This window comes from Streptomyces angustmyceticus, assembly GCF_040701845.1.
GTDB classification, from domain to species: domain Bacteria; phylum Actinomycetota; class Actinomycetes; order Streptomycetales; family Streptomycetaceae; genus Streptomyces; species Streptomyces angustmyceticus_A.
Genome location: NZ_JBFBHQ010000018.1, coordinates 17,965 through 39,463, shown reverse-complemented (window position 1 = coordinate 39,463; position 21,499 = coordinate 17,965). Strand labels below are relative to the sequence as shown.

The 21,499-nt window shown below is 72.4% G+C and carries 16 protein-coding genes, 1 tRNA gene and 1 riboswitch; of the genes, 3 read left to right on the top strand and 14 right to left on the bottom strand.

Going from position 1 to position 21,499, the window contains the following annotated elements:
- Nucleotides 1–57: 57 nt before the first annotated feature.
- On the bottom strand, nt 58–1,272 hold the full coding sequence (locus AB0411_RS27695; RefSeq protein ID WP_366420000.1) for a beta-ketoacyl-[acyl-carrier-protein] synthase family protein: 1,215 nt from the start codon (nt 1,270–1,272) through the stop codon (nt 58–60).
- A gap of 945 nt (nt 1,273–2,217) precedes the next feature.
- Nucleotides 2,218–2,299: transfer RNA gene (locus tag AB0411_RS27690), tRNA-Leu, on the bottom strand.
- 472 nt (nt 2,300–2,771) lie between these two features.
- On the opposite strand from AB0411_RS27690, the gene AB0411_RS27685 reads away from it, so the two are divergent.
- Together AB0411_RS27685 and AB0411_RS27680 are read left to right on the top strand one after the other, a co-directional pair.
- Nucleotides 2,772–3,554, top strand: coding sequence for an ABC transporter ATP-binding protein (locus AB0411_RS27685; RefSeq protein ID WP_366419999.1), 783 nt, complete (start codon nt 2,772–2,774; stop codon nt 3,552–3,554).
- A 47-nt stretch (nt 3,555–3,601) separates the two neighbouring features.
- Complete coding sequence (locus AB0411_RS27680; protein ID WP_366419998.1) at nt 3,602–6,163, top strand: ABC transporter permease; 2,562 nt, start codon at nt 3,602–3,604, stop codon at nt 6,161–6,163.
- Between the two features lie 66 nt (nt 6,164–6,229).
- Here AB0411_RS27680 and AB0411_RS27675 read toward each other — a convergent pair whose 3' ends face one another.
- The 10 genes from AB0411_RS27675 to AB0411_RS27630 form a co-directional block, all read right to left on the bottom strand.
- Nucleotides 6,230–7,558, bottom strand: a complete 1,329-nt coding sequence (locus tag AB0411_RS27675; protein ID WP_366419997.1) for a cyclopropane-fatty-acyl-phospholipid synthase family protein — start codon at nt 7,556–7,558, stop codon at nt 6,230–6,232.
- A gap of 211 nt (nt 7,559–7,769) precedes the next feature.
- Nucleotides 7,770–9,161 (bottom strand): NAD(P)/FAD-dependent oxidoreductase, encoded by a 1,392-nt coding sequence (locus AB0411_RS27670; RefSeq protein WP_366419996.1) that lies wholly within the window; start codon nt 9,159–9,161, stop codon nt 7,770–7,772.
- A gap of 452 nt (nt 9,162–9,613) precedes the next feature.
- On the bottom strand, nt 9,614–10,558 hold the full coding sequence (locus AB0411_RS27665) for a Ppx/GppA phosphatase family protein (protein WP_366419995.1): 945 nt from the start codon (nt 10,556–10,558) through the stop codon (nt 9,614–9,616).
- Nucleotides 10,555–11,115: a DUF501 domain-containing protein gene (locus AB0411_RS27660; protein ID WP_152104884.1), complete on the bottom strand. Its 561-nt coding sequence runs from the start codon at nt 11,113–11,115 to the stop codon at nt 10,555–10,557. Before AB0411_RS27660 ends, AB0411_RS27665 begins: the two co-directional genes overlap by 4 nt.
- A gap of 99 nt (nt 11,116–11,214) precedes the next feature.
- On the bottom strand, nt 11,215–11,667 hold the full coding sequence (locus AB0411_RS27655; protein ID WP_366419994.1) for an FtsB family cell division protein: 453 nt from the start codon (nt 11,665–11,667) through the stop codon (nt 11,215–11,217).
- Nucleotides 11,668–11,825: 158 nt separating this feature from the next.
- The gene (gene eno, locus AB0411_RS27650) at nt 11,826–13,148 is read right to left on the bottom strand and encodes a phosphopyruvate hydratase (protein ID WP_366419993.1); all 1,323 of its coding nucleotides are present in this window, start codon (nt 13,146–13,148) and stop codon (nt 11,826–11,828) included.
- A gap of 267 nt (nt 13,149–13,415) precedes the next feature.
- Nucleotides 13,416–14,081, bottom strand: a complete 666-nt coding sequence (locus AB0411_RS27645) for a transglycosylase family protein (RefSeq protein WP_366419992.1) — start codon at nt 14,079–14,081, stop codon at nt 13,416–13,418.
- A 7-nt stretch (nt 14,082–14,088) separates the two neighbouring features.
- Nucleotides 14,089–14,260, bottom strand: a riboswitch (cyclic di-AMP (ydaO/yuaA leader).
- A gap of 251 nt (nt 14,261–14,511) precedes the next feature.
- Complete coding sequence (locus tag AB0411_RS27640; protein WP_366419991.1) at nt 14,512–15,444, bottom strand: transglycosylase family protein; 933 nt, start codon at nt 15,442–15,444, stop codon at nt 14,512–14,514.
- A 298-nt stretch (nt 15,445–15,742) separates the two neighbouring features.
- Nucleotides 15,743–17,071, bottom strand: a complete 1,329-nt coding sequence (locus tag AB0411_RS27635) for a cytochrome P450 family protein (RefSeq protein WP_366419990.1) — start codon at nt 17,069–17,071, stop codon at nt 15,743–15,745.
- A 70-nt stretch (nt 17,072–17,141) separates the two neighbouring features.
- On the bottom strand, nt 17,142–18,026 hold the full coding sequence (locus AB0411_RS27630; RefSeq protein WP_366419989.1) for a LysR family transcriptional regulator: 885 nt from the start codon (nt 18,024–18,026) through the stop codon (nt 17,142–17,144).
- A gap of 140 nt (nt 18,027–18,166) precedes the next feature.
- Here AB0411_RS27630 and AB0411_RS27625 point away from each other — a divergent pair, with 140 nt between their 5' ends.
- Nucleotides 18,167–19,456 carry an MFS transporter gene (locus tag AB0411_RS27625; RefSeq protein WP_366419988.1) on the top strand — a complete coding sequence of 430 codons (1,290 nt, stop codon included), beginning with the start codon at nt 18,167–18,169 and terminating at the stop codon, nt 19,454–19,456.
- A 102-nt stretch (nt 19,457–19,558) separates the two neighbouring features.
- Here the strand turns inward: AB0411_RS27625 and AB0411_RS27620 are convergent, their stop codons facing one another.
- Both AB0411_RS27620 and AB0411_RS27615 read right to left on the bottom strand, forming a co-directional pair.
- A complete protein-coding gene (locus tag AB0411_RS27620) occupies nt 19,559–20,575 on the bottom strand; it encodes a nucleoside triphosphate pyrophosphohydrolase (RefSeq protein WP_366419987.1) in 1,017 nt (338 codons plus the stop codon).
- A gap of 123 nt (nt 20,576–20,698) precedes the next feature.
- Nucleotides 20,699–21,337, bottom strand: coding sequence for a SurA N-terminal domain-containing protein (locus tag AB0411_RS27615; RefSeq protein WP_366419986.1), 639 nt, complete (start codon nt 21,335–21,337; stop codon nt 20,699–20,701).
- Nucleotides 21,338–21,499: the final 162 nt, after the last annotated feature.

Below are 21,499 nucleotides of genomic sequence, written 5' to 3'. Positions count from 1 at the left end.
GCTTTCCCCGGCGGCCCTTCCCGCGCGGCCGGCTCCCTCGTGGTCACGGCCGCTCGGTCACGTGGTGAAGACCAGGCTCACGTTGTGGCCGCCGAAGCCGAAGGAGTTGGCCAGTGCGGCGTTCCATTGACCGGTCCGGGGCCCGCCCCGCACCACGTCCAGCTCGATCCTCGGGTCGAGGGTGTCGAGGTTGCGGACGGCGGGCGCCACGCCGTCCTTGAGCGCCAGCAGCGCCGCCAGCGCGCCCACCGCGCCGGAGGCGCCCAGCATGTGCCCGGTCATCGACTTGGTGGCGGTGACCGCGGCATGGGTGCCCACGGCCCGGCCGATCGCCTCGGCCTCGGCCAGGTCGCCGGACTCGGTGGAGGTGGCGTGGGCGTGCACATGGCCGATGTCCCGCGGGGTCAGCTCCGCGTCCCGCAGGGCCGTCTCGATCGCGTGGACCTGGCCCGCCGCGTCGGAGGCCGTGATGTGGTTCGCGCTGGAGCTCACGGCGGCGCCGGCCAGCGTGCCGTACGTCCTGGCGCCGCGGGCCCGGGCGAACCCGGCGCGCTCCAGCACCATGATCCCCGCGCCCTCGCCCATCACGAAGCCGCTGCGGGCCACATCGAACGGGCGGGACACCGACTCCGGGTCCTCGTACTGCGTGGAGAGCGCCTTCATCTGGGCGAAGGCGGCGAGGGTGAACGGGTGCAGACAGGCCTCGACGCCGCCCGCGACCACCACGTCCACCCGCCCGGCGCGGAGCAGGTCGAGGCCCATCGCCAGCGCCTCGGCACCGGACGCACAGGCGCTGACGGGCGTCCTGGCCCCGCCCTTGGCGCCCAGGTCCATGCTCACCCAGGCGGCCGGCCCGTTGGGCATGAGCATCGGGACGGCGAACGGCGAGAGCCGGCGCGCCCCGGACTTCTCGAAGAGGTCGTCCTGGCCGAGGGTGGTGAGCACACCGCCGGTGCCGGTACCGATGACCACGGCCAGCCGCTCGGGCTCGACCTCGGGTGCGCCGGCGTCCTGCCAGGCCTCGCGGGAGGTGAGTATCGCGAGCTGCTCGCTGCGGTCCAGCTTCCGGGCCTCGGTACGCGGCAGCGCGGCGGCCGGGTCCTCGGTGAGTCCGGCCGCGACGCTCACCGGGAGGTCCGCGGCCCACTCCTCCTCCAGGGCGCGCACGCCGGACTTCCCCGCCAGCAGCGCCGACCAGGACGATGACGCATCGGCGCCGACGGGGGTCCTCGCTCCGACACCCGTCACCAGCACCTGACCGTTCTCGGTCATCTCCGCCTCCTCTGATCTCATGGAAACTGCACAAAAATCCTTGACGATCCCGCAGAGATCATCTCAGCTATCAGCTCGGCAAACAGGCGAGAGGCAGACCGATTTCGGCGTCGGAGAGTTGTACGCATTCCACAATCGCGCGCGGTTCCGGGCGCCCGGCGGAAGTGTGCCCGGGCCGCCCGATCCGGCGGCCCGGCCCCGTATCCCGGTATCCGTGCGCGCACTCGCGCCGCCGCGCACCGCCTTCACCGCGCGCCCTCTCCGTCGCGCACCGCCGCCGCGCCGCCGCCCTCTCACGGCGATTCCGCACTTTCCTTTCGCGCCGCGGAACTCACGAAAGCGCGACGCCCGGCACGCGGCGCCCGACGCACGGCTCTCGGCGCGTTCACGAGGATTCCGCCCCGCGACGGGGCCGGCTTACGGCGAAAGAATGGGGAGCCGCCGGGCGGGCAGGCGGAGCACGCCGGAGAGGAAGTGCGCCGTGCCGGGTTTCCGCACGCATCGACGGCAGAAAAATCCAAAATTAAAGTTACCTCGGGTATGCATCCGGGGTAGGCGCCTCGGTGTCCGCGCGAGGCGCACACCGCATCGCGAAGGCAGGAACCCGCCGCGCGGCCGACCGCCGCCCCGGCGGCACTCCCCCGCTTCCCCCGCACCGCCGGGATGCCTCCCGAAGAACGGTGCAATGCTGCCGAGTTGACGGCATTTCAGCAGGTCCGGGCGGCTTCGTCCGGACGGGCCCGCAGACTTCCGGAGCATTTTCCGGGTACCGGCATCGCCGTACTTCACTCGGTAACCCATGATATTTCCGGCACGGCATTCCACCGCGGACTCGCACGCGCACACCGTCAAAGGCACATGCGTTCTCCGCGTGTTCGGGCGAGCAGCCAGAGCCCCGGATCTATATGGTTGTTTGTTCAAGGTCTCAAAGCTGCGGCTGCGCAGTGCCCGGAGCCGGACTTGAACCGGCACGGCCCGTAGGCCAGCGAGGTTTAAGCTCGCCGTGTCTGCATTCCACCATCCGGGCCTGGGATCCCCCATGCCACCTCAAAGAGGCAGCACGAGCGTAGCCCGCAGCGCACCACAGAGTTCGGCCGCTCTTCCCGAGGTTGTCTTATTTTATTGGCAACTGAGGGAGCATCAGCGCCGGGTACAGGCCTTGGGCACATGCCTGAAGCCCACCTTCGCCAGGACGCGCCGCAACGCAATTCCGTGCCCGAATTGACGGAAACTCGACGCCCCCTCAGGACCCCCCTCGCCGCCGCGGCGCCGAGCGTCCGACCGCTCCGTACGCAGTAGTGCCCGTCGGGGTTCGGCTCCTCCCCAGGGATGACCCGCGCTCCCCGGCTACCTCCCAGGTGTGGCACAGGACGGACACAGGGGTTGACGTCCGCGCCCCCTGGGCTGTCCCACGATGGGAAGGTCCGCTTCCGCCTGCGGCAGACGCCCTCGTGGCCGCCGCGGGCCGATGGTCCTTCGTCCGACAGGAGCCCCTTCCCGTGACCACCACCCACTCCGGCGTCGCCACCGCTCCCCGCACCACCGCGGCGGCCGCCCGCGCCACGGACCTCACCAAGGTCTACGGACAGGGCGAGACCCAGGTGGTCGCCCTGGACGCGGTCTCCGTCGAGTTCCGTCAGGCCGAGTTCACCGCGATCATGGGCCCGTCCGGGTCCGGCAAGTCGACGCTGATGCACTGCATGGCGGGGCTGGACTCGATCTCCGGCGGCTCCGCCCTGATCGGCGAGACCGAACTGAACGGGCTCAAGGACAAGAACCTCACCCGGCTCCGGCGCGACAAGATCGGCTTCGTCTTCCAGGCGTTCAACCTGCTGCCGACCCTGAGCGCCCTGGAGAACATCACCCTGCCCATGGACATAGCGGGCCGCAAGCCCGACCGCGCCTGGCTGGACCGCGTCGTGGAGACCGTGGGACTGGCCGGCCGGCTCAAGCACCGGCCCGGCCAGCTCTCCGGCGGCCAGCAGCAACGCGTCGCGGTCGCCCGCGCGCTGGCCTCCCGGCCCGAGATCATCTTCGCCGACGAACCCACCGGGAACCTCGACTCGCGCTCCGGTGCCGAGATCCTCGGCTTCCTGCGCAACTCCGTGCGCGAACTGGGCCAGACCGTGGTGATGGTGACCCACGACCCGGTCGCCGCCTCCTACGCGGACCGGGTGGTCTTCCTCGCCGACGGCCGGATCGTCGACGACATGGCCGGCCCGACCTCCGACCTGGTGCTGGAGCGCATGAAGGGCTTCGACTCCAAGGGCCGTACCAACTGACCAGCAGCCGCCCGCACTTCGGACCTCTCCTCCAGGACTGACCCACCATGTTCCGTACCGCCTTGCGCAATGTGCTCGCGCACAAGGCCCGGCTGCTGATGACCGTCCTCGCCGTGATGCTCGGCGTGGCCTTCGTCTCCGGCACCCTGGTCTTCACCTCGACCATCTCCGACGCGTTCCGCACCAGCTCCCACAAGAGCTTCGACAAGGTCGACGTCGCCGTACGGCCGGCGTCGCCCGGCGGGCCCGGTGCCGCCCGGGCCGGCGAACCCCGGCTCGACGGCAGGGCGCTCGACACCCTGGCCCGTCTCCCCGGCGCCGCCTCCGTCACGGGCACCGTCGACGGCTTCACCGGGATCGGCGACAAGGACGGCAACCTGATCGCCCAGGGCCAAAGCAGCCGCGGCAGCAACTACGTCCCCGGCAAGGACGGCAAGGACGCCCGCTATCCGATGCGGCAGGGCACGGCCCCCACCGGCGCCGACCAGTTCGCGCTGGACGCGGGCACCGCCGCGAAGGGCGGCTACCACGTCGGCGACACCGTCCGGATCTCCGCCGACGGGCCGGTCCGGAAGCAGAAGCTGACCGGCATCTTCACCACCGACGACGGCCGGGTCGCCGCCGGCGGCTCGCTGGCCCTGTTCGACACCAGGACCGCGCAGAAGCTGTTCAAGACGTCCGGCGGATACCACGAGATCGACGTCGAGGCCGCGGCCGGCACGTCCCAGGCCGCCCTGCGCCACGCGGTCGACACGGCGCTCCCCCACGGCAGCGCCACCACCGCCACCGGCAAGGAACTCGCCGACCGCGAGGCCGAGGAGATCGACGCGAACATGCAGGGCATGAAGACCGCGCTGCTGGCGTTCGCCGCCGTCGCGCTCTTCGTCGGCATCTTCCTCATCACCAACACCTTCACCATGCTGGTCGCCCAGCGCACCAAGGAGCTGGCGCTGCTGCGGGCGGTCGGCGCGAGCCGGCGCCAGGTCACCCGGTCGGTGCTGGCCGAGGCGTTCGTCGTCGGTGCGATCGCCGGGGTCTCGGGCCTGGCCGCCGGCATCGGCATCGCCGCCCTGCTGCGCACGGTGCTGAACGGCTTCGTCGCGAAGTTCCCCGAGGGGCCGCTGGTGGTCTCGCCCGCCACGGTCGGCACCGCTCTCGGCATCGGCACCGTCATCACGGTGCTGGCCGCCTGGCTGCCCGCCCGGCGCGGCGCGAAGGTCCCGCCGGTCGCGGCGATGAACAGCGTGCACGCCGCCGCCACCACCAAGTCGCTGGTGGTCCGCAACACCCTCGGCGCGCTCGTCGCGGGCGCCGGCACGGCCGCGGTGCTCGTCGCCGCCTCCGGGTACGACGGCGACGACACCAGCCGGTTCCTGCTGGGCGGCGGCGGGATGCTGCTGCTGATCGGGGTGTTCATCCTGGCGCCGCTGCTGTCCCGGCCGCTGATCGCGCTGGCCGCGCCCGTCCTGCGGGCCTTCGGCATCGCCGGCCTCCTCGCCCGGCAGAACGCGCTGCGCAACCCGCGCCGCACGGCCACCACCGCCTCGGCGCTGATGATCGGGCTGACCCTGATCACCGGCATGACGGTGATCGCGAACGGCACCCAGAAGGGCATCGACAAGCTGGCCGTCGACTCGCTGAAGGCCGACTACACCATCTCGATGCAGGGCGGCACCCAACTGCCCACCAGCACGGAGCAGAAGGTCCGCGAGGTCCCCGGTGTCACCGCCGTCACCCCGCTGCGCGAGAGCATGGCGACGATCGGCAAGGGCTCCGCGGCCCGGCAGCCGACCCCGCTGACCGGTGTGGACGGCGACCGGTTCGGCACGCTCGTACGGCCCGACATCAGCGAGGGGTCGCTCGGCACCCTGCGCGGCGGCCGGATCCTGGTGGACGAGGACACCGCCAACGGCAACGGCTGGCGGGCCGGCTCGCGGCTCCCGGTGACGTTCGAGGACGGCAGGACCGCCACCCTGACGGTCTCGGGCGTCTACCGGGGCAACCAGATGCTGGGCGGCGTCTTCCTGGACAACCGCACCCTGGCGCCGCACCAGAAGAACCCCAGCGACAAGCAGCTGCTGGTCAAGATGGCCGGCGGCGCCACCGACGCGCACAAGCACGATTTGGTCGAGGCGCTCGGCAAGAACCCGGCGGTCACCGTCGCGGACAAGAAGGACGTCTCGAACGCCATCGCCTCGATGTTCACCCTGCTGCTGAACATGCTCTACGGCCTGCTGGCCATGGCCGTGATCGTGGCGGTGCTCGGGGTCGTCAACACCCTGGCGATGTCGGTCTTCGAGCGCTCGCAGGAGATCGGCATGCTGCGGGCGATCGGCCTGGACCGGCGCGGCATCAAGCGGATGGTGCGGCTGGAGTCGCTGGTCATCTCGCTGTTCGGCGGGGTGCTCGGCATCGGGCTCGGCGTGTTCATGGGCTGGGCGGTCGGTGAGCTGATCGGCGCCCACCTGCCCACCTACGAACTGGTGCTGCCGTGGGCCCGGATGGGCGTCTTCCTCGGCCTGGCCGCGCTCGTCGGCGTCCTGGCCGCCCTGTGGCCGGCGCTCCGGGCGGCGCGGCTGAACATGCTGGCCGCCATCAAGGCCGAATAACGCCCCCGGCCCCGGCCCCGGCCCCGCCCGCCCGCTCCGTCACGGCAGCGGGCGGGCGGGCGGCGGTCAGCCGCGGCCGGCGGCGCGCCAGTCGCGCGCCCGCAGCGGCACGCCCGACTCCCCGGGCTCCGGGGTACGGACGGCCAGCACCTGGTTGACTCCTATGCGGTTGCGCTCGAAGGACAGCGCGGATGCGGCCATGTACAGCCGCCACACCCGGGCCCGGCCCACGGAGGTGTACCGCGCCGCCTCGTCCCAGTGCTCCTCCAGGTTGGTGACCCACTGCCGGAGCGTGCGCGCGTAGTGCTCCCGGATCGCCTCCACGTCCCGCACCTCGAACCCGGCCTCCTCCAGCTGGCCGACGGTCCGGCCGAGCGGTGCCAGCTCGCCGTCCGGGAACACATAGCGGTCGATGAACTCGTCGACGCGGTACGCCTCCTCGTCGGACACCGGCCGCCGGGCGATCTGGTGGTTGAGCAGCCGCCCGCCGGGCTTGAGCAGGGAGTACAGCGCGCCGGCGTACTCCGCGTACTGGGTCCGGCCGACATGCTCGGCCATCCCGACCGAGGAGATGGCGTCGAACGGCTCGTCGCGGATCTCGCGGTAGTCCTGCACCCGGATCTCGATCCGGTCGGCCAGCCCGGCCTCGGCGATGCGCTTGCGGGCGAAGGTGGCCTGCTCCTCGGAGAGGGTGATGCCGACCGCGCGCACGCCGTACTCCCGGGCCGCGTGCAGCACCATCGAGCCCCAGCCGCAGCCGACGTCGAGCAGCCGCTGCCCTTCCTGGAGGCCGAGCTTGCGGCAGATCAGATCGAGCTTGTCGCGCTGGGCGTCCTCCAGGGTGCCGACGCCGTCCTCGGCGGTGCCCCAGTAGGCGCAGGAGTAGACCATGGACGGGCCGAGCACCAGCGCATAGAAGTCGTTGCCGACGTCGTAGTGGTGGCTGATGGCCTCCTTGTCGCGCCGCAGGGTGTGCAGCGGGCCGCGGCGGCGTCTGACCTCTTCCGCGGGCGGGGTGGGCGGCACCGGCGCGCCGGCCAGGGCCAGCAGCTCCCGGGCCGCGGCGCGGATCTCCGGGCGGGCCAGCGCGCGCAGCACGGCGGCGCGGTGCGGCTTGGCGGTGTCGTCGCGCTCCCAGATCAGTCCGGCGAGCCGGTCGAGCGCTTCGTAGAGATCGCCTTCGATGTCGAGGTCGCCGGCCACCCAGGCGCGGGCCAGGCCCAGCTCGCCCGGCTTGAACAGCAGCCGGCGCAGCGCCCGGCGGTGGCGGATGACGAGCGTGGGTGCCCCCGGCGGGCCCGACTCGCTGCGGTCCCAGGCGCGGATGCGCAGCGGGAGCGGGGCTCCCAGCACCTCCTCGGCGAGCTTGGTGAGCCGTCCAGCGGCGTCGGCCATGTCGCACACCTCCGTGTTGACGAGTCGGGCAAAGAAGTTTCACCCACCACGTAAACGCCAATGGGGCGCCCAGTTAGTCCCGTTCACACGCAAGAGAACCGCACACCGCACGGTTTTCGCCAGAGCGGACACGCCTGCGGACACGCCAAAGGGCGCCCGCCCCACGGATGGCGGACGCCCTTCGGGCTGGTCGGAGTAGCCGACCGGGGATTCAGGAAGCCTTGGCCTTGGTCTTGTCCCCGGCCTCGGCGGCGGTCGGCGGGGCCGGCGCCGGCTTGGCGGCCTCGTAGAACTCCTCGCGGGGGTTCTCCATGGCGCCGAGCGAGACGACCTCGCGCTTGAGGAACATCGCCAGCGTCCAGTCGGCGAAGACCCGGATCTTGCGGTTGAACGTCGGCATCGCCATGCCGTGGTACGCGCGGTGCATGTACCAGGCGAGACGGCCCTTGAGCTTGATCTTCACCTTGCCCATGACGATCATCGCGACGCCCTTGTGCAGGCCCAGACCGGCGACCGCACCCTTGTTGGCGTGGCTGTACTCCTTCTGCGGGAAGCCCCGCATGCCGGAGAGCACGTTGTCGCCGAGGACCCTGGCCTGCCGCAGCGCGTGCTGCGCGTTCGGCGGGCACCAGGCGTTCTCGTTGCCGTTCTTGCGGCCGACCATGTCCGGAACCTGGGCGTTGTCGCCGGCGGCCCAGATGTAGTCGGTGCCCTGCACCTGGAGGGTGGTGCCGGTGTCGACGTGGCCGCGCGGGCCGAGCGGGAGGCCGAAGCGGGCCAGCGCCGGGTTCGGCTTGACGCCCGCGGTCCACACGATGGTGTTGGAGTCGACCTCGAGGCCGTTGTTGAGCTTCACGTGGCCGTCGACGCAGGAGTCCATGCCGGTCTTGAGGTAGACCTCGACACCGCGGCCCTCGAGGTGCTCCTTGCCGTAGGCACCGAGCTTCGGGCCGACCTCGGGGAGGATCTTGTCGGCGACGTCGACCAGCAGGAAGCGCATGTCCTCGCGCTTCACGTTGTTGTAGTACTTCGCGGCGTCGCGGGCCATGTCCTCGACCTCGCCGATGGTCTCCGCGCCCGCGAAGCCGCCGCCGATGAAGACGAAGGTGAGCGCCTTGCGGCGGACGTCCTCGTCGGTCGTGGAGTCGGCCTTGTCCAGCTGCTCCAGCACGTGGTTGCGCAGGCCGATGGCCTCTTCCACGCCCTTCATACCGATGCCGCTCTCGGCCAGGCCCGGGATCGGGAAGGTACGGGAGACCGCGCCCATCGCGATGACCAGGTAGTCGAAGGGCAGCTCGTACGCCTCGCCCACCAGCGGGGCGATCGTGGCGACCTTGCGGTCCTGGTCGATGGTGGTGACCCGGCCGGTGAGGACCTCCGCCTTGGGCAGCACGCGTCGTAGCGGCACCACGACGTGGCGGGGGGAGATGCTGCCGGCTGCAGCTTCGGGGAGGAAGGGCTGGTACGTCATGTACGAGCGCGGGTCGACGACCGTGACGGTCGCCTCGCCGTACCGCATCTTCTTGAGGATGCGGCGTGCCGCGTACAGGCCTACGTACCCACCGCCTACAACGAGGATCCTGGGACGCTCCGTGGTGCTCATGCAATCGAGTATCCACCCCCACATGGGGGGTCGCTCGTGAGCCCCTTCACAAGCAAGCAAGGGGCATCTGCTACACTCCGCCGCCTTCGTGACCGACGCCATAGCGTGAAGCGGAACCACCGTAGGCCACGAGGCGTTGGAGACCCCTGTTGATCAGGGATTGTCGGCCGCCGGACGGCCGGAGCACCGCCTCGGCGAGCGCGCGGCCCCCGCGACGACGGCCGGGCATTTTCCGGGTCGAGGGGCCCGTGAGCCTTCGAATGAGGGTCGGACGATCAGATTGTTCGCCCAACGGGAGGCTTTTTCATGTGAAGGATTTCACGAACTTTCTTCGCCGACCCCTCCGCGGAGCCTCCCGAAGCCCCCTGAAGGGCGCTCGGACGGGCACACCACCCGCTCAAAAAGCCACTCGGCAGAGGCCGTTGCCGACCTCCGCCGAGTGGCACGTGCCGTCAGCCGGCCAGGCTCCAGGCGATGCCGTCGAGGATGTCGTGCTCGCTGACGACGACCTCCTCGGCACCCGTCCGCTCCATGATCGACAGCAGCACGAGCGCGCCCGCGCCGATCACGTCGACCCGGCCCGGGTGCATGACCGGGACGGCCGCGCGCTCGGCATGGGTGGAGGCCAGCAGCCGGTCGGTGATCTCACGGACCTTCGCCAGCGGGATGCGGGAGTGGTGGAGGGCCTCGGACTCGTACCGGTCGAGGCCCAGCGCGATCGCGGCGACCGTGGTCACCGAGCCGGCCAGGCCCACGAGGGTGGCGGCCTCGCCCAGCGGGACGGTCTCCTCGGCCCGGTCCAGCGCCGTGGCGATGTCGGCCCGGATGGCGCTGATCTGCCCCGGGGTCGGCGGGTCGCTGATCTCGCCTTCGTGCACCAGATGCCGCTCGGTCATCCGCACGCACCCGACGTCGACCGAGCGCGCGGCGCGCACCGACCCGTCGCCGAGGACGAACTCGGTCGAGCCGCCGCCGATGTCGACGACCAGGAAGGGCCGGGCCAGATCCGCGCGGGCGAGGAGCTCCTTGGTGGCGCCGTTGAAGGAGAACTCGGCCTCCTGGTCGCCGGTGATCACCTCGGGCTCCACGCCCAGGATGTCCACCACGCCGCGGACGAAGTCCTCGCGGTTCTCCGCGTCCCGGGAGGCGGAGGTCGCCACGAAGCGGACCTGCTCGGCGCCCAGGCCCTTGATCACCGCGGCGTACTCCCGGCAGACCGCGAAGGTGCGCTCCAGCGCCTCGGGCGCCAGCCGCCCGGTGCGGTCCACGCCCTGGCCCAGCCGGACGATCTGCATCCGGCGGTCGAGGTCCTTCAGCTCACCCGTGGCCGGGTCGGCGTCCGCGACCAGCAGCCGGATGGAGTTCGTACCGCAGTCGATGGCGGCGACCCGCTTCACGTGGCGTCTCCTTCGGGGGCGTCCTGGGCTTCCGAGGTGTCCTGGCAGGGGGTCACGCACGGCCCCTTCTTCCACCACTCCGGCAGCATCGCCAGCGCCTCGTCGCCGAGCGGGTTGACGCCCGGTCCGGCCGCCAGCGAGTGGCCGACCAGCACGTGCAGGCACTTGACCCGGTCCGGCATGCCGCCGGCGCTGGGGAAGCCCTGCAGCACCTCGATGGCGTCCCGCCGCCGGATGTAGTCCTCGTGGGCGGCGCGGTAGGCGGCGGCGAGCTCCGGGTCGGCCGCCAGCCGCTCGGTCATCTCCTTCATCACGCCGTTGGCCTCCAGCGTGCCGATCGCGGAGGCCGCGCGGGGGCAGGTGAGGTAGTAGAGCGTGGGGAAGGGCGTGCCGTCCTCCAGGCGCGGCGCCGTCTCGACGACGTCCGGCTGCCCGCAGGGGCAGCGGTGCGCGATGGCGCGCAGGCCGCGCGGCGGGCGGCCGAGCTGCTGCTTGAAGGCGGCGATGTCCGCGTCGGTCGGCTCGGTGGGCTCGGTCTGGGGCGGGGGGGTGTCCATGTGCGCTTTCGGTGAGGTGAGTGGTGAGGTGGCGGCGGGGCGGGCCGCCGTGTCCCGACACTACGGGCCGGCGTCCTGCGACGGTACGGGCAGCCGGGGCTACCGCTTGTCGGCCGCGTCGACGGTGTCCCACAGATTGTCGTACCAGGGGCGCTGCGCCGCCTGCGGCCCCTTCGGCGCGGAGCCCGCGCGGGAGCCGTCCTGGACGATGTAGCCGGTTTCGCCCGGCATGACGTAGTGCAGATGCCGGCGGGCCTGCTGGCGCACGTAGTCCGGGTCCTGCCAGCGGGCCTTCTGCTCGCGCAGCCGGTCGAGGGCGGCGCCCGCGTCCTGGGCCCTGCGGCGCTGGTCGGCGATGTCGGAGCGCTGGGAGACGTACTGCCTTATCGGGTACGCGAGGGCAACGACCAGGGAGCACATCACCAGCGCCAGCAGGGCGGCACGGCCGGTGAGGCGGTTGCGGCGGGGCGGGCGGGCTCGGTAGACGCGGGCGGCGGCCTGCTCGCCGAGCGCCTTGAGTCGGGTCGCGGTCGAGAACCGGTCCGCGGGCACGTCGTCTCCCCTTCACTGACAGACGCCTGACTGCTGAAGCAGACGCGTCCCCGGCAACGGTACGGGACCGTTGCCGGGGACGTACGGGGTGCTGGGCGGTTGTCTCGCCCGATCAGCCCTTGCCGCCCCGGTCCGCCGGGACGGCGGGCCGGCGCCGGTCAGCTCCCGTGGCGGAACCGCGGGAAGGCGGAGCGGCCGGCGTAGACCGCGGCGTCGTCGAGGATCTCCTCGATGCGCAGCAGCTGGTTGTACTTGGCGACGCGCTCGGAGCGGGCCGGGGCGCCGGTCTTGATCTGGCCGCAGTTGGTGGCGACGGCGAGGTCGGCGATGGTGACGTCCTCGGTCTCACCGGAGCGGTGCGACATCATGCACTTGAAGCCGTTGCGCTGGGCCAGCTCGACGGCGTCCAGGGTCTCGGTCAGCGAGCCGATCTGGTTGACCTTCACCAGCAGCGCGTTGGCGGAGCCCTCCTCGATGCCGCGGGCGAGGCGCTCGGGGTTGGTGACGAACAGGTCGTCGCCGACGAGCTGGACCTTGGCGCCGAGCTTGTCGGTGATGACCTTCCAGCCGGCCCAGTCGTCCTCGAACAGCGGGTCCTCGATGGAGACCAGCGGGTAGGCCGCCACGAGCTCCTCGTAGTACTCGGTCATCTCGGCGGCCGAGCGGTCCTTGCCCTCGAACTGGTACGTGCCGTCCTTGTAGAACTCGGAGGCGGCGACGTCCAGGGCGAGCGCGATGTCCTGGCCGGGGGCGTAACCGGCCTGCTTGATGGCCTCCAGGATGAGGTCCAGGGCCTCGCGGTTGGAGCCCAGGTTCGGGGCGAAGCCGCCCTCGTCGCCGAGGCCGGTGGACAGCCCGCGCTCCTTCAGGACCTTCTTGAGGGTGTGGTAGACCTCGGCGCCCCAGCGCAGCGCCTCGGAGAAGGACTCCGCGCCGATCGGGGCGATCATGAACTCCTGGATGTCCACGTTGGAGTCGGCGTGCGAGCCGCCGTTCAGGATGTTCATCATCGGGACGGGCAGGACGTGCGCGTTCGGACCGCCGAGGTAGCGGAACAGCGGCAGGTCGCTGGCCTCGGAGGCGGCGTGCGCGACGGCGAGGGAGACGCCGAGGATGGCGTTGGCGCCGAGGGAGCCCTTGTTGTCGGTGGCGTCCAGGTCGAACATGGCCTGGTCGATCAGCCGCTGCTCGGTCGCGTCGTAGCCGACGAGCTCCGGGCCGATCTGCTCGATGACGGCCAGGACGGCCTTCTCCACGCCCTTGCCCAGGTAACGGTTGGGGTCGCCGTCGCGGAGCTCGATGGCCTCGAAGGCGCCGGTGGAGGCGCCGGACGGCACGGCGGCACGGCCGGTGCTGCCGTCGTCGAGGCCGACCTCGACCTCGACCGTGGGATTACCTCGCGAGTCGAGAATTTCGCGGGCTACGACGACGTCGATGGACGGCACGTTGTCTCCTTCGTGGATGTCTGGCGTTCTGCGCATGAGCCTAACGGCCCCGGGGTCCTCCGCCTGCGCTTGGCCCGCTCCGTGGGACGGAATGAGGGAATGAAGAGCCCAAAGGACCAGCTCGCTGGACCTTTGGGGCATTGTTCGCCGAACGGGTAAAAGCACGGAACGGCGCAGGTCACGGGCCCGTACGCGAGAACCCCGCCGCGGCGCGCTCGGGGGAAGGGCGCGCCGGGCGGGGCGGTCTCACGGAGCAAGGGGGCCCGCCGCTCGGGCCCGCCGGAGTCCCGGTGAGGGGTGGACTCAGACGTTGAGCTTCTGACCCGGGAAGATCAGGTTCGGGTTGCCGCCGATGACCGACTTGTTGGCCTTGTAGACGGACTTCCAGTCGGCGCCGTGCGCCTTGGCGATCTTGGCGAGGGTGTCGCCCGCCTTGACCGTGTAGTTGCCGTGACCCATGGACTTGCGCTCGGTGGAGCGCGAGGCGTGCTCGGGGGCGGCCGGGGCCTTCTTCGCCTCGGTCTTGCCCTGGTCCTGCTGGGGCGCGGACTTGGTCTGCGCGGAGGAGCCGGAGGTGTCGACGTCCGCGGCCGGGCCGCCGGCGGTCAGGTTGCCGGCGCCGGCGCAGGACCAGGCGCCCGGGCCCTGGATGGCGAGGAGCTTCTCGGCGGCGGCGATCTGCTGGGACTTGGTGGCCAGGTCGGCACGCGCGGCGTACTTGGTGCCACCGGCGGCGGCCCAGCTGGAGTTGGAGAACTGCAGGCCACCGTAGTAGCCGTTACCGGTGTTGATCGACCAGTTGCCGCCGGACTCGCACTGGGCGACCTTGTCCCAGGTGGCGACCGAGGCGGCGGAGGCGGAGGTGGCGCCCATCAGCGGGACGGCCACGGCAGCACCGGCGATGCCGGCGAGGGTGGCGACGCGGACGGCCTTGGACGGACGACGGTGCTTGCCCTTGATGATCAGCATGGTTCGTTCGTTTCCTCACCGACGCCTACGAGGTGAGCTGTCGGGTTCGGGCTGTGAGAAATCGCCCGGCCGCGTGCGCGTGCGCACGTGGCTTCACCCCAAGCCGGTTGACCCGCTTTCACGGGCGGGGCCGGCACTTACCTTGGGTCCCCCGCTCCTGCCTTCGGCGCTTGCGCGTCAGTTGCCTCCGACCACCGGCAGGATTCGGCGTGTGATCGAAGGGCCCGCTTTGGCGAGCGGTCCTGACGTTAAGCAGTAATGCCCTTGGGGTTCAAACCCCACCATCTGAACCAAGTTGACCGTTTTTGATCACGGATGGGACACATACCCGCAGGTGAACCCCGGTTTGCCGAGGGCGGACGCACCGGGGTTCAGCGGGGTCAACGAGAGCCTTGTCTCACTTTCCCAAAAGCGGGCGAAGGGCGGCGAATTACCCTTCGGCGTGCCCGAGATCGAGCAGTTGGCCCGGCTTGATCAGGTCCGCGTCGGTGCCGACGACGCCCTCGTTGCGGTCGTAGAGGGCGGGCCAGCCGCCGGGCAGCCGGTGCGCCGAGGCGATGGCTGACAGCGTGTCACCCGGGCGCACGGTGTACGCGCCGTCCGCCGCCGGGTCCGTCCGCGCGTCGTCGCCGCGGGAGGCGTGCCGGCCACCGGCGGACCTGCCGCCGTCGTCGGCGCCCTGGTCGCCCGCGTCGCCTCGGTGCTTGCCCTTGGTGGGCGTCTCGTGCGGGGTGCCGGTGGTGTCCGGGCGGCTGCCGCCGTCGGACGGGTCGGCGGACGGCGACGGGTCCTCGTCCCGGTCGCCCGGGGTCGCGGAGCCCGACGGCTCCGGGCTGCCGGCGCCGTCGTCGGAGCCGGCGGAGCCCGAAGGATCGGGCGAGGGCGCCGGATCGGCCGGGGTGTCGCCGGACTCGTCGTGCGCCCCGGAGGAGTCCGGGCCGGCGGAGTCCGCGCCGTCGGGCGTGCCGGAGGAGTCCCAGGGGTCGGCGGAGTCGTCCGACGGGGCGGGGGAGGGAGTGGCGGTACTGCCCGGGTCGACCTCGGGCGCGCGGCCGTCCCTGACCAGGCCGGCGCCGGCCGCACAGCCGGACCAGACCTCCGGGCCGCGGTGGTCGAGGATCGACTCGGCGACCGCTATCTGCTGGGAGCGGCTGGCGAGGTCGGGGCGCGAGGCGTAGGCCGCGCCGCCGTAGTTGTCCCACAACTCCTGGGTGAGCTGCAGCCCGCCGTAGTAGCCGTTGCCCGGAGCCGCGCTCCAGACGCCGGCGCTCTCGCACTGGGCGACCTTGTCCCAGGTCGTGGTGTCGGCGGCGTGCGCACCGCTCGCGGCGAGCAGTGGCAGGGCGAAACCCGCGCCGGTCACTCCCGCCGTGACAAAGATGGCCGGTGCCTGACGGGGGCGACGGTGTCGGCCGTTCCCGGAACGCATGCGGATGCCTTTCGCGCGGCGGTTGAGTTGTACGACGAGCTCGTCGAGCTGTTCGACGGGCTGCCCGCCCGGCCGACGCGCACGAGGCGCACCGTTACACCGGTCCCCCACATCACCGCTTCGGCCGATCGGGTGAAGCCCGTCGATCGTCGGTGGAAAGGTAGCCGGGGTCACGGGTAGTCACAAGTCGGTGTAGCGCGGATCACGTAATGGTCACGCGGCTGACTTTGCGTCACTTCTGACCTTGTTGCTGGTCAGGGCGCTCGGGCGGGAACTCCACCGGCAGCGACCGCAGTCCGCGCATGATGAGCCCGCCGCGCCACCGCAGCGCGTCGGGTTCCGCGGCGAGCCGGAGGTCCGGGAGGCGGGTCAGCAGTGTCGCCAGAGCGGTCTGTCCTTCGAGCCGGGCGAGGGGTGCGCCCAGGCAGTAGTGGATGCCGTGCCCGTAGCCCAGATGCTGGTTGTCACGGCGGGTCAGGTCGAGCACATCCGGCTCGTCGAAGCGCGCCGGGTCGCGGTCGGCGGCGGCCAGCACCACCAGGACCGGGTCGCCCTGCGCGATCCGCTGCCCGCCCAGGGTCAGCTCCTGGGTCGCGAACCGCCAGGTCGCCAGCTCCACGGGACCGTCGTAACGGAGCAGTTCCTCGATGCCGGTGGTCAGCAGGTCGGTGTCACCCGCAGTGATCGACTTCTGCAGCAGCTCGCGCTGGGCGGGGTGGCGCAGCAGCGCGTAGATGCCGTTGCCGATGAGGTTGACGGTGGTCTCGAAACCGGCGAAGAGCAGGATGAAGGCCATCGCGGCGGCCTCGTTCTCGGTGAGGTGCTCGCCGTGGTCCGAGGCCCGGATCAGGCCGGAGATCAGGTCCTCGTCCGCCTCCGCGGTGTCCCCCAGGGACTCGCGCTTGCGGTGGATCAGCTCGGCGAGATAGCCGCGCATCTTCTTCACGGACCGGGCGACCCCGCCGCGCGGCCCCCCGCCGTGCCGGATCATCATGCCCGCCCAGTCGCGGAAGTCGTCCTGGTCCTCGCGCGGCACGCCCAGCAGGTCGCAGATCGCGTAGATCGGGAGCGGGAAGGCGAACTCGTGGATGAGGTCGGCCTCGCCCTTCGCCGCGAACTGGTCGATGAGGTGGTCGGTCAGCTCCTGGACCCGCGGGGCGAAGGCGGCGACCCGGCGCGGGGTGAAGGCCTTCGAGACCAGCCGGCGCAGCCGGGTGTGGTCCGGGGGGTCGATGTTGAGCAGGTGCGTCATCAGGTTCGCGCTGCGCTCGCCGGGGATGCCGACCTTGCCCTTGCCGTGCGCGGACTCGCTGTGGTGCACCGGGTTCTTGGACAGCCGGCCGTCGGCGAGCGCCTGCCGCGCCTCGGTGTAGCGGGTCACCAGCCAGGCCTCGACGCCGCTGGGCAGCTCGGTCCGGTGGACCGGCGCATGCTCCCGCAGCCAGGCGTACGCCGGGTAGGGGTCGGCGGCGAACTCCCAGGTGAACAGGGCGGGGGCGGGCGCGGCTGCGGGGCAGCCCGCGGGGGCGTCGGCGGCGGGGGTGTGGGGCTTGTCGTGCACCTTCCGACCGTAACCGGTGGGCGCGTCCGGACGCGCCCGCGCACCGGCCGGGCCCCGGCGGGTGCGCGGGCTAGGGGGTGCCGTTCGGATCCACCCCGAGGCCGGTCAGGAACGCCACGGCCGCCGGCGACGGGCCCAGGCCGCTCCACACCACCCGCTCGGTGCGCTGGGGCGCGGGCCGCAGCCGCACGGTGTGCAGCCCGGCCAGTTCGGCGGCGATCGCCGCCGGCACCGTGCCGACGCCCAGGCCCGCCCGCACCAGCTTCGCCAGGAACTCCACCGTGGTCACCTCGAACGCCACCTGCGCGGTCAGCCCCGCCGCACGGAACGCGTCATCGCGCTGCCGGCGGGCCGCGGACCCCGCGGTGAAGTCCACGAACGTCTCCCGCGCCAGCCGCGGCAGCGTGGTCCACTCCTGCCCCGCCAGCGGATGCCCCGGCGGCACCACGGCGACCAGCTCACCGTGCGCCAGCACCTTCTCCCGTACGCCGACGGGGCGGGCCCCCGGCACCAGCCCCACGAAGGCGACGTCCAGGACGCCCTGCCGCACCCGCTCGATGAGCGCCTCGCTCATCTCCATCTGCAGGCCGATCCGCACCTGGGGGCAGCGCGTCCGGAAGGCGCCCAGTTCCTGGGCGAGATCCACGGCCGCGACGGTGGAGATCGCGCCGACCGCGAGCCGGCCGCGCACCTCGCCGGTGGCCGCCGCCACCTCGGCGCGGGCCCGCTCGGCCGCCTCCAGCGCCTGCCGGGCCACCGGAACGAAGGCCGCGCCGGCGGCGGTCAGCCGCACCCTGCGGCTGGTCCGGTCGAAGAGCCGGGCGCCGAGCTCCTTCTCCAGCCGGGCGATCTGGTGGCTGAGCGCGGACTGCACCACATGGCAGCGCTCCGCGGCCCGGGTGAACCCACCGGTCTCGGCCACCGCGACCACATAGCGCATCTGCTGGAGCTCCATACCGCCGATCCTAGGAGCATGCATCTGTCTTCACGATGGATGCGATGACAACTATGTGTTGGACTCATCGACGGGCACGGGCCCAGGCTGGGAGACGCCCGCCGCCACGGTGGCCGCGGGCGGTACAGGGGAGGCGCGTCATGGAGACCGAACGCATACCGGAGGCGGCCGGGCCCGGCGAGCCACGGCCGGGCCCGGGGCGCGGCATGCTGCTGCTGATGTCGGTGGCGGCCGGACTGTCCGTCGCCGGCAACTACTTCGCCCAGCCCCTGCTCGACGTCATCGGCCGCGACCTGCACCTCTCCGCGTCCACCGCCGCCCTGGTCGTCACCGTCGCCCAGGTCGGCTACGGCCTCGGCCTGCTGCTGCTCGTCCCGCTCGGAGATCTGCTGGAGCGGCGCCGGCTGGCCGTCACCCTGACCGCGGCGACCGCGGTCTTCCTCACCGTCACCGCGAGTGCGCCGAACGCCGCCCTGCTGCTGACCGGCACCGCGCTGACCGGCCTGACCTCGGTCGCCGCCCAGGTCGTGGTCCCGTACGCGGCGACCCTCGCGGCGCCCGCCGCACGCGGCCGGACCGTCGGCACCGTCATGACCGGGCTGCTGCTGGGCATCCTGCTGGCCCGTACGGCCGCCGGGCTCCTGGCCGAGCTGGGCGGCTGGCGCACCGTGTACTGGGTGAACGCCGCACTGATGCTGCTGATGGCGGTGCTGCTGCGGCTCAAGCTGCCCGCGCTGCGGACCACCGCGGGGCTGCGCTACCCGGCGCTGCTGCGCTCCACGCTGGCGCTGTTCGCCCGGGAGCCGGTGCTGCGGTGGCGGGGCGCGCTGGGCGCGCTGACCTTCGCGGGCTTCAGCGTGCTGTGGACGGCGCTGGCGTTCTTGATGTCCGGCCCGGCCTACGGCTGGCAGGAGTCGGCCATCGGTCTGCTGGGGCTGGTGGGCGCGGCCGGTTCGCTGTCCGCCTCCCTGGCCGGGCGGCTGGCGGACCGGGGCCTGACGCACGCCGTCACCGGCGCCGCGGCGTTCGCGCTGCTCGGCTCCTGGGGCCTGCTCGCGCTCGGCGGAGCGGGCGGCGGCCGGGCGCTGGCGGCCCTGCTGGCCGGGGTGATCGTGCTGGACCTGTCCGCGCAGGCCGTCCACATCAGCAACCAGCACCTGGTCTACGCGGTCCGTCCCGAGGCCCGCAACCGCCTCAACTCGGCCTATATGACCAGCTACTTCGCCGGCGGCGCCGCCGGTTCCGCGCTGACCTCGCTGGTGTGGGGCGCGGCGGGCTGGAACGGCGTGTGCGTGCTGGGCGCCGCACTGGCGGTGGCGGTCGTGGGGCTCTGGCTCACCGACCGGCTGCGCCGCCGCCCCGCGGCGCACGCCACGGGGCAGGGGGAGCCGGTGACCGCCGCACAGGCGGCGGGCTCGCCGGCTCGCTGAGGGCCCGGAACCCGGCGGCCGCCCCTCGGACGAGCCGGGCGCCGCCGCGGCGGGGCCGGCCCGGCCCCGCGGCGGGGAACGCGCCCCCGCCGCGCCGGAGGGTCACGGACCGGCGCCGCGCTCGGCGGCGACCACCGCGTCCCGGTAGGCCCGCGCCGCCGCCCGCAGTGCGGCTTCCGGGTCCACGCCCTCCGTCTCGGCCCGTATCGCCAGGGCCAGGAGTTCGTAGCCGATGCCCTCCCCCGCCGGGGGCGCGACGTCGAGCCCGGCCGTGCGGGCGCGGGAGGAGAGCTTCGCCGCCAGCGCCAGACCGGGCTGGGCCAGCGGAATGCCCTCGGTCACCGAGTCGCGCCGCTTCTCCTCCGCCTTCGTCCGCAACCAGTGCGCCCGGACGTCCTCCGGGGTCGCCGCGTCGGCCTCGCCGAAGACATGGGGATGGCGGTGGATCAGCTTGTCGACGATGCCGCCCGCGACATCGTCGAGGGAGAAGGGCTCGTCGGGATCGTCCTGGGCGATCCGGGCGTGGAAGACGACCTGGAGGAGGACATCGCCCAGCTCCTCGCGCAGCGCCTCGCGGTCCCCCTCCTCGATGGCCTCGACCAGTTCGTACGCCTCCTCGATGCCGTACTTGGCGAGGTCGCGGTGCGTACGGATGCCGCTCCAGGGGCAGGCGGCGCGGATCTGGTCCATGACCTGGACGAGGTCGAGCAGCCGGGCGCCGGGCAGGTCGTAGGAGCCGGGCAGCAGTTCGAGGTCCGGCATGGTCTCGCGGCCGGAGCCGGCCAGCCTGGCCAGGCCGTCGGTCAGCGTGCTCTCGCCGTCCGCGGAGGTCAGGACGACGGCCGTACGGCCCCCGGGCACGCAGTAGTCGACCAGGTCGCGGGCGGTGGGGGCGGCCGTCTCGACCGCGATGCCGGCCTCCCGCAGATAGGGCAGCTGCGGGTGGTCGGGGTCGGCGCACAGCACGCGGTCCGCCCCGCGCAGGATCTGCCAGGCGGGCCAGGACAGGAGCCCGGGGGCGACCCGGTGGCTGGTGGTGAGCAGGACCAGGCGTCCGGTGCCGGTGCCCTCGGGGCGGGCTGCGGCGCCGGTGTCGGCGGCAGAGGCGTCAGCGTTCACGTCTCGAACGTAACGCACCCCGCCGACGGGCCCGGCGCCGGTGGGCGACGGCCCGGGCACACCCGGTTCCCCGCGCCGCGCGCCCCGTACGGGCCGCCCCGGACCGGTCCGGGCCCCGGCCTCTCAGGCCTGCTGCTTCGCGGGCTCCCGGGTGATCCACGGCTCCTTGGTCTCGCCGAGGATGACCTGCTGGTCGTCCCACTTGCCGAACCGCGGATTGACGTCGATCCCCATGGACCGGGAGGTCTTGGCCAGCGCCCGGGCGAGCTTCTGCTGGCCCTGCGGCTTGCCGCGGTCCGCGCCGAGGTGCCGGGCGACGCCGTCGAGCAGCAGCTGGTTGCGGACCATGGCGTCGATCTCGTCGGGGGCGACGCCCTGCTGGAGCCACATCGCCTTCAGGCGCGCGGCGCCGCCGGCCTGCTGCTCCGCCTGGGCCCGCCAGCGCTGGACGTCGCGGCGGGTGACCGTCACCTTGGCGTCCCGCGCGCCGCGGGCCAGTACCTCGTCGAAGATCATGCCGTTGAGGGTGGCCAGGCTGAGCCGGCCGGTGTTCATGATGAGCTGGCCGCCCTGCGGGGACTTGGCCTGCGCGGCACGCACGTCCTTCACCTTCGCCTGCAACTGCGAGACGGTGATCCGCTTCCCGTCCACGAGGGCCGCGGCCCCGGGGCGGGCGTCGCTGCCGCAGGCCGCGAGCAACGGGGCCGCGGCCAGCAGGGCGGCGGTGGCGGATACGGAGAGCGCTGTCCTACGGCGGAACACATGGCCTCCCGGCAGATCGTGCGACGGAGTCTCGACCTTGGTGGATCGATGCTATGGAGTCGGCGTGGCCCAGGCCACTGCTTCGGCCAACGATCTGGGGCGGGCTCGGTTTCTGGTGCGCGGAGGCGGCAATTCCGGTCCGCCGGCCCGCTCCGGGTGACC

Coding starts and splice junctions, on each gene's coding strand:
- AB0411_RS27695 (WP_366420000.1), bottom strand. CDS start 1,272: ATGACCGAGAACGGTCAGGTGCTGGTGACGGGTGTCGGAGCGAGGACC.
- AB0411_RS27680 (WP_366419998.1), top strand. CDS start 3,602: ATGTTCCGTACCGCCTTGCGCAATGTGCTCGCGCACAAGGCCCGGCTG.
- AB0411_RS27675 (WP_366419997.1), bottom strand. CDS start 7,558: ATGGCCGACGCCGCTGGACGGCTCACCAAGCTCGCCGAGGAGGTGCTG.
- AB0411_RS27670 (WP_366419996.1), bottom strand. CDS start 9,161: ATGAGCACCACGGAGCGTCCCAGGATCCTCGTTGTAGGCGGTGGGTAC.
- AB0411_RS27660 (WP_152104884.1), bottom strand. CDS start 11,115: ATGGACACCCCCCCGCCCCAGACCGAGCCCACCGAGCCGACCGACGCG.
- eno (WP_366419993.1), bottom strand. CDS start 13,148: ATGCGCAGAACGCCAGACATCCACGAAGGAGACAACGTGCCGTCCATC.
- AB0411_RS27645 (WP_366419992.1), bottom strand. CDS start 14,081: ATGCTGATCATCAAGGGCAAGCACCGTCGTCCGTCCAAGGCCGTCCGC.
- AB0411_RS27630 (WP_366419989.1), bottom strand. CDS start 18,026: ATGGAGCTCCAGCAGATGCGCTATGTGGTCGCGGTGGCCGAGACCGGT.
- AB0411_RS27625 (WP_366419988.1), top strand. CDS start 18,167: ATGGAGACCGAACGCATACCGGAGGCGGCCGGGCCCGGCGAGCCACGG.